We start from the raw sequence: 12,674 nt of genomic DNA, 5'->3' as shown, positions 1-12,674 counted from the left end.
ATGCGTGATGCGTGCTTCTTTAAACTGAATCAGGTAAGGGCGTCTTTTGCTTGAATTCACATAAGTCAGCGATCATGCAATTCCAGCATTTGGGTTTCCTGGCGATACAGGTATAGCGACCATGCAGTATCAGCCAGTGATGCGCATCCTGCTTGAATTCTGCCGGGACAAATTTCATCAACTTCTGCTCGACGATGTCGACATTTTTTCCGGGTGCTAAGCCAGTGCGGTTGGATACCCGGAAGATATGGGTATCCACGGCGATGGTCGGCTCGCCAAAGGCTGTATTCATGACCACATTGGCGGTTTTCCTGCCTACGCCGGGCAAGGCTTCCAGTGCTTCGCGCTGACGTGGTACTTCACCACCATGCTCTGCCATCAGGATGCGGCAAGTCTCGATGACATTCTTGGCCTTGGTACGGAACAGACCTATGGTTTGTATATAAGGGATCAGGCCGTCGACACCCAGGGCATGAATTTTCTCCGGAGTATTCGCCACAGGATACAGCAGGCGGGTAGCCTTGTTCACCGACACATCAGTGGCCTGGGCCGACAACAAGACGGCAATCAGTAATTCGAAGGGGGTGGTGTATTCCAGTTCGGTGGTAGGGTGCGGGTTTTGTTGTCGCAGTCGTTCAAAAATGGCCTGGCGTTTTGCTGCATTCATTGCTTGTCACCTTGTGCTTGGTCTTCTGATTGCGCTTGCAGTTTTTTGATGCGCGCTCTTTCTATGGCTGCTGCAATAATGGCTTTCTTGCGCTCTTTGCTGGCGATTTCTTCTTCGCTCAATGCTGGTTCAGCTTCCAGTGCAACAAGCTTGGCTGCAGCTTTGGCGGCCAGACGTTCATCATTCTCCTGCTTTTCGCGGATCAGGCGCTGATTGCGCAAAGTATAAAGCTGACGTGAGTGATCTGCTTGTGCCTGGCTCCAGGCATCCCAGCCAGTTTGCCCTATCGTGACAGGCAGCATGCTGATGCAATCGACAGGGCAGGGTGCAACACAAAGGTCGCAGCCAGTGCACAGTTCACTGATGATGCTATGCATTTGCTTGGGTGCGCCTATGATGGCATCGACAGGGCAGGCTTGTATGCATAGGGTGCAGCCTATGCAGTAGGCCTCCTCTATTATTGCTACTGGCCTTTCTCTTGCTAGCCCGTGGCTGGTATCTAGCAGAATAACTGGCTTGCCCAAGATGTTGGCAAGCCGCACTACGCCTTCCTGGCCACCAGGCGGGCATTGATTATAGTTGGCTGTGCCATTGGTGATGGCTTCAGCATAGGGGCGACAGGCTGGATAGCCGCACTTGGTGCACTGGGTTTGCGGCAAGGCGTTTTCAAGCTGGTCTGCGAGAGAATCTGACACGGTGTTCACAAAAAGCAATAAAGAGTCGTGATTATCCCCCTAAACATCAGCGCCCACAAACAAAAAGCCACGACGCTTTGCGGGTCGTGGCTAAGTTTTGTCTTGGATTTATCAAGAGTGCTGCTTGATGAAGTCACCAATTTTCGGGCAAATGATATCGCGCCAGCGACGGCCAGAGAAGATGCCGTAATGACCTGCGCCTGGTGCCACATAATCCTGCTTCATATTGGCTGGGATGCCACTGCACAAGTCATGGGCAGCCTGGGTTTGACCAGGGCCGGAAATATCGTCCAGTTCACCTTCTACGGTGAACAAGGCCACGCTCTTGATATCTTGTGGCCTGACCAGCTTGCCCTCGACTTCCCAAGTGCCAGTCGGCAAGCGGAATTCCTGGAATACGGATTTAATGGTTTCCAGGTAATACTCAGCTGGCATATCCAGTACAGCATTGTATTCATTATAGAATTTACGATGTTGCTCTGCCGACTCGTCGTCACCCTGTATCAGGTGCTGGTAGAAATCCCAGTGACTTTGCGCATGGCGGTCGGGATTCATGGCGACAAAGCCGGTATGCTGCAGGAAACCCGGATACACCTTGCGACCATAACCAGGATAATTTGCTGGCACACTGTAAATGACGGTGTTTTCAAACCAGGAAAATTTCTTTTCCGTTGCCAGGTTATTGACCTGGGTTGGTGATTTGCGTGGATCTATCGGCCCACCCATAAGCGTCATGGTTTTTGGCAGCAAAGGATCTTTGGCAGTCGCCATCAGCGAAATTGCAGCCAGTACCGGCACGGTAGGCTGGCATACTGAAATCACATGCGTGCCTTCGCCCAGGAAATGGATAAAGTCTTGAACGTAATAAATATAATCATGCAGATGGAAAGGTCCTGCAGATAAGGGCACCATGCGCGCATCTGTCCAGTCAGTAATATACACATCATGCTTGGGCAGCAAACCACGCACAGTGTCGCGCAGCAGGGTTGAGTGATGGCCTGACAAAGGCGCCACCAGCAAAACTTTTGGCTGATTCAGTTTGCTCAGATCTTTGTCGCTCAGGACTTTTTTGAAATGCAGCAGTTTGCAGAAAGGCTTGATGACAGCCGTGCTTTGCGCAATTTCTACTTCTTGTTTTTCTATGGTAGTAGAGGTGATGCCGAATTCTGGTTTTTCGTAATCTTTGCCCAGGCGAAACAGCAATTCATAACCCGCAGCAATGCGTTGCGAGTAGGGAGTGTGCGCCAATGGGGATACGGGATTGGTGAACAGTTTTGAAGATGCTTCTGCCCATTGAGTCAAGGGATTCAGAAAGGCACGATTGAGCTCATGAAATTGATAAAGCATAGTGAATCTTTCAAATAGGGGGCCATGCATTCATTAGTCAGAACGGGATAGCCTGGACCAAATGACACAGGGCGAAACAAGCTTAGAAAAAACACTTAATCGAACTGTTGCAATGCATCATAAACCAGTTTTAAAAATTTGTGGCTGGGCAAAAGACTTGCTTAACTTGTTGGTGTGAATTAATGTTAAATCATTGATTTAAATACAATCATTTCTTGTGGAAATGTTGAAATTTAAGTTATTTTTCATGAATCACTTGTCTTATTCGCTTTGTGAAACTGAATAGTGTTTGCTTTGTTGATTTGTTCGGATAAAAGACACAGTTATTGGCAATCTGTATCCATAATCGAGACTCTGGCATTAATATTGTCATATTGTCAGACAGACTCATAAATGTATGCCTGAACTTAGTGCAAGTCATGTTCAGGTTTAATTTGATTTTCAATGCATCATTTCTATCTGAAGAGCTGAGCAGAATGAGTAAAGATAGTTCTCTAGCAGAAATCCATTGGCGCGAACTTTGTCTTGATGCCCTGGACCTGATGCGCGATAACCCTGCAGATGGTCGCAAAATTGCTGCCAGCATGCGTCAGCAAGAGCCTGGAAAATCCAATCCCACCGCCATGATTGCTGCGGATCTGATTGAAGCCTTTGCTGATTATTTTGACGATCACATGGAGCAGGCTGCGCCTGTGTTTGAGCGTGCCGCGACCTTGTTTGAGTCAGTGGATGAACACGAGGGTATGGCATTCGCCCTGTTTGGCACAATTGCTGTCTGGCGTCGCCGTGGCCAGGTACAAGAGGCCTATGGACTGTGCCACGCACGCATCGTGCCAGCATTGCGCATGCGGGTGAGTCGTATCTCTGTTGTGGTCTATAACACCCTGGGTATTTTGTCACAGGAACTGGGTTATACCGAAGAAGCCATACGTCACTTTTACACAGCGCTCAATGATGCGCGTGCCTTGCAGATACCAAATCGCGTAGCGCAAGTGACGGCCAACCTGGGAGAGATTTTTTACGTTAGCGGGAATGCCGAAGATGCAGAAGTTTTATTGCAAGAGGCCAGGGATATTGCTGTTAATTCCAGTGAGCGCTGGCTGGCACCTTTTGTGTCTACTATGCTGGCCTTGTGCAAGGTTTCGCTGGACAAGTATGAAGAAGCCTATCAGACCATTGCATCGTATATAGGCGGGATAAAGAGCGGCGAGAACACCGATAACTCCAGCAGGGCATTTTGTTTATCAGTAGCAGCATATACCCTGGCCATGCGTGGTCAACTGGAGGAGGCCGACAAGCTCAGTGAAACCGCGATGAGTTTGCTCGATAGCTTTGAAGACAAGCATCTGAAACCCTATAGCTGGTGGGTCAGTGGCCATTTGCATCGTTGCCACAAACGCTACCCTGACGCTATTCGTGATCTGCGCAGGGCAGTCGATGAGGTTGGCGGCAATGGTTATATCTACATGCCCCTGAGGGCTATCAAGGAATTGTCCGAGATATTTACCGAGCTGGGCGAATGGAAGGAAGCCTATGATGAGCAAAAACGCTATCTTGATCTGTTCGCCAAGGCGCAAGGACTGGCGACCCGTGTCCACGTGCAGACTTTGCACATCAGGAATGAATTAAAAGAAGCCGAGTTGGCAAGGCGCATGGCCGAGCGTGCCATGGTCGAGCGCCGTCAGTTGGAGGATGAATTAAAACGCATGCTGGCCGAGCGGGAAACCGTGTTGGAAAATTCCATTGTTGGTATGGTTTTCCTGAATAATCAGGGGCGGGTGCAGTGGGTTAACACTCCCTTGTGCCAGATATTTGGCGTGGCACGCGAACAAGTGCTGGGTTCCTCGTTGGAACCTTTTTATGAATCGCGTGATGCTTATCTGGATTCAGGCGCGGCAGTCAATCAGTCTGTCTTGAGAGGTGAGGCTTACGAAACTGAATTAAAGATGCGGCGCAGTGACGGCAGCCTGTTCTGGGTGCATTTTTCCGGGCGTGCTGTTGATAAAACCAATCTGACCCATGGCACGGTCTGGGTTGTTATGGATATTTCTGCCCGTCGCCAGCTCGAAGAAGACTTGAGTAAGTCTGAGCAGCATTATCGACAACTCATCAATAACGTCACGGAGGGCATCCTGGTCGTGCAGGATGGCCGCATCGTCTTTGCCAATCCACGTGTGCAAAGCCTGACTGGTTATCAGTCTGAAGAGTTGGCGCAAATGTCTTTTATCACCGCTATCTATCCTGACGACAGACCCATGGTGATAGACCACCACACCCGGCGTTTGCGTGGTGAAAATGTCGAGCAGTACTACCATTTTCGCATAGAAAATCATCGGACTCGTTCCATCATCTGGGTGGAATTATCTGCCGTCATGATAGATTGGGAGGGGCGCCCCGCGACCCTGTCTTTTGTGTCGGATATCACGCAGAGAAAATTACTGGAATCGCAACTCAAAGAGAGCATGGCTGAGCAAATTCGCTTGCAAACCTTGCAAATGCAAAATGAGTTGAAAGAAGCAGAAATGGCGCGCCGTCATGCAGAAGAAACGACGGAAGCGAAATCCATGTTTCTGGCCAATATGAGCCATGAAATCCGCACACCTATGAATGCCATCATAGGCATGGCACATCTGGCTTTAAGGACGGATCTCAATTCCAAGCAAAAAGACTATGTAGAGAAAATCCATAAGGCGGGTATTTCTTTGTTGGGTATCATCAACGACATTCTCGATTTCTCCAAGATAGAAGCAGGGAAATTGAATATCGAACAAGTCGATTTCAATCTCGATGACGTACTCAACAATATTTCGGCAGTGACCACCGACAAAGCCGATGAAAAGGGCCTGGAGTTCCTGTTCCGGGCGCCGCCGGATATTCCGCGTTATCTCAATGGCGACCCATTGAGATTGGGGCAGGTCTTGATCAACCTCATCAATAATGCCATTAAATTCACAGAGCAGGGTGAAATCTATGTCACTTGCCAGACCATGGAAATGGCGGGTGGCAAGGTCAAGCTCAAGTTCGAAGTGCGGGACACTGGCATAGGCATGTCAGAAGAGCAGTCAGATAAATTATTCCGCCCCTTTAGCCAGGCCGATGAATCGACGACCCGCAAATTTGGTGGTACAGGTTTGGGTTTGTCGATTTCCAAAGGGATGGTTGAATTAATGGGAGGGGAAATCGCTTTGCGTAGCGAAGCAGGGCGTGGCACCTGTGTATACTTCACGGGCTGGTTTGGTATTGCACAGCCGGTAGTCCAGCGTCAGGTCGTGCCTGGTGCGATTAATGGCATGCGTTTGTTGATCGTGGATGATAATCCCGCCGCTGCCGAAATTTTGCAGGAAATATTGTCCGAGTTGCCTGTTGATATTGATGTCGTCAATAGCGGTGCTGCTGCTTTACAGGCGGTTCGGGAATGCAGTCTTACTCATCCCTACGGCGTAATATTCACTGACCTGCGCATGCCTGAAATGGATGGCCTGGAACTGATTACCTATCTGAAGCGCGACGGTTCCTTGCAACCTGCACCTTTGATGGTATTGGTCAGTGCGCACGGGCGTGAAGAGGTCAGCTACCGCGATGATATTGCCTTGCCTGATGGATTCTTAACCAAACCCGTCAATGCCTCTACCCTGGTGGATTGTCTGGTTGAATTGTTTTCTAGCAGCAGTTACACCATTCCTGTCAGTCATGGCGTGCTGGTGCCCAAGTATACGGATTTGCGCGTCTTGCTGGTTGAAGACAATGAAATCAATCAACAAATTGCCCGTGAACTGATGGAGGCTGCGGGTGTCGCCGTTGATATTGCTCGTAACGGCAAAATTGCGGTGGATATGGTGAGCAAAACCAATCCTGAGTATTACGGCGTCGTGTTTATGGACGTACAGATGCCTGAAATGGATGGGCACGAGGCAACCCGCCTGATACGCGCGGATACACGCTTTGATGATTTGCCCATTGTCGCTATGACGGCACATGCCATGGTGGAGGAGCGCGAGCTCTGTTTTGCGTCCGGCATGAATGCACATCTCGCTAAACCCATTAATCCCAAAGAGTTGTATCACGCTATTTCACACTGGTGCCCGGATCATGTGACTGGTAGCAATTTTGATAATGTACAACTGCCGATACAAGACATCAGCAATAGCTTGCTGATTGAAGGTATTGATGTAGAAGAAGGTCTGAGTCGCACCTTGGGCAACCGCTCGTTTTATCTGGAGTTGTTATCGCGTTTTTGTGATGATCAGCGCAATGTTGTTGAACATATCCGTAATGCGCTGGAAGCAGGGGATATTTTATTGGCAGAGCGCCTGGCACATACCCTCAAAGGGGTGGCTGGTTTGATAGGGGCAAAAACCATACAACCTTATGCAGCTGAACTTGAATTGAAATTGCATGACAATGCCAATATAGTGGAGCTGATGCCGGTGTTGGATAGATGTGCGCAAGCAATGCTGACTACTATCAATGCGATAGACCAGGTATTGACGCTGGAAAAAACCGCAAATAAAGCGGAAGCCAAGCCAGTCGAATTGTTGCCGGTTGATCATGAGCTTATGCAAAACTTACTTGTAAAATGCTGTAACTTGTTGCGTGATTACGATGGCGAAGCAGTCGACTTGCTGTTAGAGTCAGGTGACATGATAGCCAATGCATTTGGTGTTGACGTGCAAAAGCAAATCATGCGTGCGGTCAGGCAGTTTGACTATGATGCAGCCTTGAATTTATTGAGCAATAGTGCGAAAAACCTCGGTTATGAAATACTTTGATTTGATGAAATCCAGTTTGATGCATGGCATACACAGGAATGTGGGGCAATTACTTCTTATCGAGGTGATCTATGAGTGAGGTATTTGATCAAAATGCCAAGCAGGTGGTGTTGATCGTGGATGATACACCCGACAATATTTCACTCTTGTCGGGCTTGTTGAAAGACCAGTACAAAATCAAGATCGCTACCAATGGTTTGAAAGCCTTGCAAATCGCTTCCAGCTTGCCAGGTCCCGACCTGATTTTGCTGGATGTCATGATGCCAGAAATGGATGGTTATGAGACTTGTCGACGTCTCAAGGCAGACCCGGCTACTTCCGATATTCCTATCATTTTCCTGACCGCCAAGAGCCAGGTGCAGGATGAAGAAATGGGCTTGCGTCTGGGGGCTGTTGATTACATCAGCAAACCTATCAGCCCGCCCATTGTATTGGCGAGAGTGGCGACGCAATTGAATCTGGTACGTGCCCGCCACTTATTGCAAGACCAGAACAAGCATCTGGAGAGTCTGGTGCAGGACAGAACCCGTAAGCTGGCCAAGATGCAGGACGCCATCATCATGGCCATGGCTTCGCTGGCTGAGACAAGAGACAATGAAACTGGTAACCACATACGCCGGACCCAGAATTATGTCGCTGCACTGGCACGCAAACTCAAAAGCCATGCGCGTTTCAGTAATGAGCTGACAGACGAAAACATCGATTTGCTCTATAAATCCGCTCCTTTGCACGATATCGGCAAAGTCGGTATTCCCGATAATATTTTGCTCAAACCTGACAAGCTGACATCAGAGGAATTTGAAGTCATGAAATTGCATACGGTGTACGGGCGGGAAACCATTATTTCGGTAGAAAAATACCTGGGCGAGAGTAATGAGTTTTTGCGCTTTGCCCGTGAAATCACGTATTCGCATCAGGAAAAATGGGATGGCTCAGGTTATCCGGAAAATCTGGTTGGTAATGCCATCCCTTTGTCAGCACGCCTGATGGCTGTGGCCGATGTGTATGATGCCCTGATCTCGCGACGCGTCTATAAACCAGCGTTTTCGCATGAGGAAGCTATCAGCATCATGCGCAAGGGGCATGGCACGCATTTTGATCCGGATATCCTGGATGCCTTTTTGCAAATTACGGATGAATTTAATCAGATTGCCAATCAATTCAAGGAATCTGACTCCCACGTCCCGGCAAATTAATAGCATGCGTTTGGATAAGAAAAAAGCGCAAAGATTTCTTTGCGCTTTTTTGTTTGAGCTGTTTCCTGATTAATCGAAAACCGGTGTTTCCACGCCCAGGATTTTGTGTAGCTTTGGTGATGTGGTGGTGTATTGCATGTGGATTTTCTTGTCAGGGAAAATATACGGTGCAGCACCAAACGCAGCCAGCGCAGCTTCATGGAAGCCGGACAGGATGAGTTTTTTCTTGCCAGGATAGGTGTTGATATCACCTACTGCAAAAATGCCAGGAACATTGGTTTCAAATTTCTCGGTATTGACGACCTTCAATTGCTTGCGCTCTATGTCCAGACCCCATTCGGCGATAGGGCCAAGCTTTGGTGACAGGCCGAAGAACACCAGCAGAGTATCGAGTGGCATGCGGCGAGTGACGCCATCTGCACCAGTGACCTTGATTTCAGAGAGCACATCGTCTTTGGTTTCTATGCCTGTGACCTGGCCTATGGTGAGTTGCATTTCATAGTTGTCGCAGAGTTCTTTCATCTTGGCCACAGAAGCGGGAGCAGCGCGGAAGTCTTCACGGCGGTGCAATACCACGACGGATTCGGCCTTGCCAACCAGATTCAATGCCCAGTCCAGCGCAGAGTCACCGCCACCGCATATCACCAGGTTTTTGCCGTGGAACTGGGTAGGGTCTTTAACGCGGTAGAACACCTGCTTGTTTTCAAAGGCTTCTATGCCTTCCACTTTCAAAGTGCGTGGCTGGAACGAGCCAACACCAGCAGCGATGAAGATAGTTTTGGTGATGAAGCGTGTGCCCGTTGATGTCTCCAGGTCAAAACGGCCATCTTCACGGCGTTCAACCAAGGTCACTTCCTGACCCAGATGGAAAGTCGGTTCGAAAGGTTCAATTTGCTTCAACAGATTGTCTGTCAATTCCTGACCTGTGCAAACAGGTACGGCAGGAATGTCATAAATCGGCTTATCGGGATACAGCTCTACGCATTGGCCACCGACGACTGCCAGAGAGTCAATAACGTGTGCTTTGATTTCGAGCAAGCCAAGTTCGAATACCTGGAACAGGCCGACTGGGCCTGCACCTATGATGACGGCATCTGCTTCAATGGCGGCGTTGGCCGCGGTAGTTTGTTTGTTTTCCATACGACGAGATGTTTCCTGATATTGCGGATTTGTTTGAGCCGATTAGCAAAAGCCCATATTGCTTTCCCGGATACTTATTTGTCCAGATATTGCAATTTGTCTTTGACGTCTTTCCAGTCGTCAGCATCTGGCAAAGGGGCAACTGTCTTGGTAATCGACGGCCATTTGCGGGTCAGGTCGGCATTGATCTTGATGAATTGCTGTTGATCTGCTGGCACATCTTCTTCAGCAAAAATGGCGTTAGCCGGGCACTCTGCAACGCACACGGCGCAATCAATGCATTCGTCTGGATCAATGATCAGGAAATTCGGGCCAGCACGGAAGCAGTCCACCGGGCACACATCCACGCAATCGGTATAGCGGCAGCGGATGCAGGATTCGGTCACAACGTGGGTCATAACAGTCCAATCTAAACTAAAAATTCGGGATTTAGGCGCAGCCAAGGCGCAAAAATAGGCTCAGGGCTGCAAAGCCTTGTATTTTAAGGCAATTTAGCAGTTCTCACAAATCAGGCTTATATAGTTTGCGCATAAGCAAATGCAGGCATATCAAGGGAGTTCGCCGTTCAGCTTGCCGCAAGTGCGTAATTTTAGTATTGGCTGCAGTCTGTCAGCTTGATTTGCATCATCTTCATGAATTTTCTTGCATGAATTATAGCCTGCGTGAAAATTGTTGAGCTGGCATATCCTCATGAGAAAAAAGGGTATTTAGACGGTATTATGCAGTATCAAGCTTGTCTGTTATTAAACAAATGGACATCTTAAGCCTTTTCTTTTTGATATTTTCACATGTAAGGTCAGATATGAAGCCCGCAATCCTGGTAACACGTGCCATTTTCCCTGAAGTGTTGACGAAGCTCGAACAGTATTTTGATGTGGAGTCGAATCAGGATGATATTGTTTTCTCGCCAACTGAGCTCGCTGCAAAACTAAAAGCTAAGGCTGGCACTCTGGCGACAGCCAGTGCCAAAATCAATACAGAGTTGTTGCAGCAGTTGCCTGATTTGAAAATGATAGCAAGCATGGCCGTTGGTTATGACAATATTGATGTGCCAGCTTGTACTGCTCATGGCGTGATGGCCAGCAATACGCCTGAGGTCCTGAATGAAACTACCGCCGATTTTGGCTGGGCCTTGCTGATGGCAACTGCCAGGCGGGTAACAGAATCCGAACATTGGCTACGTGCCGGTCACTGGACCAAATGGCGCTATGATTCTTTCCTGGGCGCAGATGTCCATGGAGCTACCCTGGGTATTATAGGTATGGGCAGGATAGGGCAAGCTATCGCGAGGCGTTCCACAGGTTTTGACATGAAGGTCATGTATCACAATCGCTCCCGCCTCAGTGCTGAGCAAGAAGCCTATGCAAATAATGCACAATATGCAAGCAAGGAAGAGCTGCTGAGGCAAGCTGATCACGTCGTGTTGGTATTGCCCTATTCAGCAGCATCACATCACACCATAGCTGTGGCAGAATTGGCAATGATGAAGCCAGGCGCGACGCTGGTGAATTTGGCGCGTGGCGGTATTGTCGATGATCAGGCCCTGATTGCAGCCCTGCGTGAAAAGCGGATTGCAGCGGCTGGCCTGGATGTATTTGAGAATGAACCCAAATTTCATCCAGATTTCTTGACCTTGAGTAATGTCGTCCTGACCCCGCATATTGCCAGTGCCTCTGAGGCAACACGTCGTGCAATGGCAAACCGGGCTGCAGATAATCTGATCGCCGGTCTGACCGAAGGAAGGCCCAGGGATTGGCTGAATCCTACGGTTTAAGGCTGGAACTCAATCCTTGAGCGAAGTGATCAGATCTACATACTGCTGCATTGCTGCATCCTGGGTTGTACCTTTCAGGCCAGCCCAGGCATCAAACTTGGCACGGCCGACAAAGTCGGTCATGCCAGGGCGGTCGCCAGTGGCATCACCTGTGCTGCCTTGTTTGAACAAGGCATAAATTTTCAGCAGAGTCATATTGTCCGGACGCTCGGACAGGCTTTTGGAATCGGCTTGTGCCTGGGCGAATTGTTCTTGCAAGCTCATGATAGTCTCCAGCATGTTATTGAGAAGCGCAAAAATAGCATGAAGACATGCTGGCCGGGCAGTTTTGCGCTAGAGGTTTCCCTCCAGCGCTTGAGGTTTGCAGCTGATTAATGCAGCGTAGGTTCTGCACCGCAGCAGACTTTGTATTTCTTTCCACTGCCACAAGGACATGGGTCATTTCTGCCTACCTTGGGTGCTTCTCGTTTGACTGTGGTGACGCCAGACTTGCGCAAAGGTGCCCAGAAACGGCGTATGGCGGGGATGGACGCTTCCAGTGTCAATGCCAGTTCATGACATTTTTCTGGCGTGTCGACGAATTTTAACTCGCTTTCTTCTATCTCTTCTGCGCCCAGCAGGTAGATAGGCTGCAGCAGGGGGCCGATTTCCTCAGATTCCCAGGCCGCTTCCCAAGCCTCTTCGCGTAATTGCATGCCTTCCCAAAAACCCCAGGCCCAGGTTTCACCGTCGATCAATTCCTTGCCATTTTGTTCCATGACACAAAACAAAGGCTCGTATTCCTGAGGTGCGACTTCAAAGGTAATCTGGATTTCATTCATGAAGCGGGCTACCAGGCTGGTCACGCGCTGCATTTCCTTGTCATTTTTAAACTTTGGTTCACCTTGTTCAGGCAAGCCCCAGATCAGGGGTAACCACTCAGCCATAGGTATCATTTCCGGGCCAAGGGCAATGGCAGTCAGGTAGCCATGCAAGGCATCCATGGTCATGCCATCGTCGCCGACCTTGTCTGACATCAGGAATTTGTCGAGTTCATTGAATTCTTTGTCGCTTAGTGGTTCGTCGAGATGCATGGCGTGACTCTTG

General features: G+C 49.1%; 10 protein-coding genes. 3 read left to right on the top strand and 7 right to left on the bottom strand.

Features of this window, described 5'->3' with window-relative positions; genetic code table 11:
• Nucleotides 1-19: 19 nt before the first annotated feature.
• The 3 genes from nth to ACO0LC_RS05960 form a co-directional block, all read right to left on the bottom strand.
• A complete protein-coding gene (gene nth, locus ACO0LC_RS05970) occupies nucleotides 20-667 on the bottom strand; it encodes an endonuclease III (protein ID WP_423001605.1) in 648 nt (215 codons plus the stop codon).
• Nucleotides 664-1,371 carry an electron transport complex subunit RsxB gene (gene rsxB / locus ACO0LC_RS05965; protein WP_423001603.1) on the bottom strand — a complete coding sequence of 236 codons (708 nt, stop codon included), beginning with the start codon at nucleotides 1,369-1,371 and terminating at the stop codon, nucleotides 664-666. Before rsxB ends, nth begins: the two co-directional genes overlap by 4 nt.
• 102 nt (nucleotides 1,372-1,473) lie before the next feature.
• Entirely contained in the window at nucleotides 1,474-2,709 is a 1,236-nt protein-coding gene (locus ACO0LC_RS05960; protein ID WP_423001601.1) for a polyhydroxyalkanoate depolymerase, read from the bottom strand.
• 476 nt (nucleotides 2,710-3,185) lie between these two features.
• On the opposite strand from ACO0LC_RS05960, the gene ACO0LC_RS05955 reads away from it, so the two are divergent.
• Complete coding sequence (locus ACO0LC_RS05955) at nucleotides 3,186-7,478, top strand: response regulator (RefSeq protein ID WP_423001599.1); 4,293 nt, start codon at nucleotides 3,186-3,188, stop codon at nucleotides 7,476-7,478.
• A gap of 71 nt (nucleotides 7,479-7,549) precedes the next feature.
• Nucleotides 7,550-8,674 carry a response regulator gene (locus ACO0LC_RS05950; RefSeq protein WP_423001597.1) on the top strand — a complete coding sequence of 375 codons (1,125 nt, stop codon included), beginning with the start codon at nucleotides 7,550-7,552 and terminating at the stop codon, nucleotides 8,672-8,674.
• A gap of 69 nt (nucleotides 8,675-8,743) precedes the next feature.
• On the opposite strand, the gene ACO0LC_RS05945 is transcribed toward ACO0LC_RS05950, so the two are convergent.
• Together ACO0LC_RS05945 and fdxA are read right to left on the bottom strand one after the other, a co-directional pair.
• Nucleotides 8,744-9,814 (bottom strand): NAD(P)/FAD-dependent oxidoreductase, encoded by a 1,071-nt coding sequence (locus ACO0LC_RS05945; protein WP_423001595.1) that lies wholly within the window; start codon nucleotides 9,812-9,814, stop codon nucleotides 8,744-8,746.
• A 74-nt stretch (nucleotides 9,815-9,888) separates the two neighbouring features.
• Nucleotides 9,889-10,212, bottom strand: coding sequence for a ferredoxin FdxA (fdxA, locus tag ACO0LC_RS05940; protein WP_186951675.1), 324 nt, complete (start codon nucleotides 10,210-10,212; stop codon nucleotides 9,889-9,891).
• Between the two features lie 404 nt (nucleotides 10,213-10,616).
• On the opposite strand from fdxA, the gene ACO0LC_RS05935 reads away from it, so the two are divergent.
• On the top strand, nucleotides 10,617-11,588 hold the full coding sequence (locus tag ACO0LC_RS05935) for a 2-hydroxyacid dehydrogenase (RefSeq protein WP_423001592.1): 972 nt from the start codon (nucleotides 10,617-10,619) through the stop codon (nucleotides 11,586-11,588).
• Between the two features lie 9 nt (nucleotides 11,589-11,597).
• On the opposite strand, the gene ACO0LC_RS05930 is transcribed toward ACO0LC_RS05935, so the two are convergent.
• Entirely contained in the window at nucleotides 11,598-11,852 is a 255-nt protein-coding gene (locus ACO0LC_RS05930) for an acyl-CoA-binding protein (protein ID WP_423001590.1), read from the bottom strand.
• 107 nt (nucleotides 11,853-11,959) lie between these two features.
• The gene (locus ACO0LC_RS05925) at nucleotides 11,960-12,661 is read right to left on the bottom strand and encodes a UPF0149 family protein (protein ID WP_423001588.1); all 702 of its coding nucleotides are present in this window, start codon (nucleotides 12,659-12,661) and stop codon (nucleotides 11,960-11,962) included.
• Between the last annotated feature and the right edge of the window lie 13 nt (nucleotides 12,662-12,674).

Origin of the sequence: Undibacterium sp. JH2W, from assembly GCF_049340425.1 — a bacterium.
Lineage (GTDB): Bacteria > Pseudomonadota > Gammaproteobacteria > Burkholderiales > Burkholderiaceae_D > Undibacterium.
Note: the sequence above shows the minus strand (reverse complement) of the source record. Positions and strands in the feature narration are given on the sequence as shown.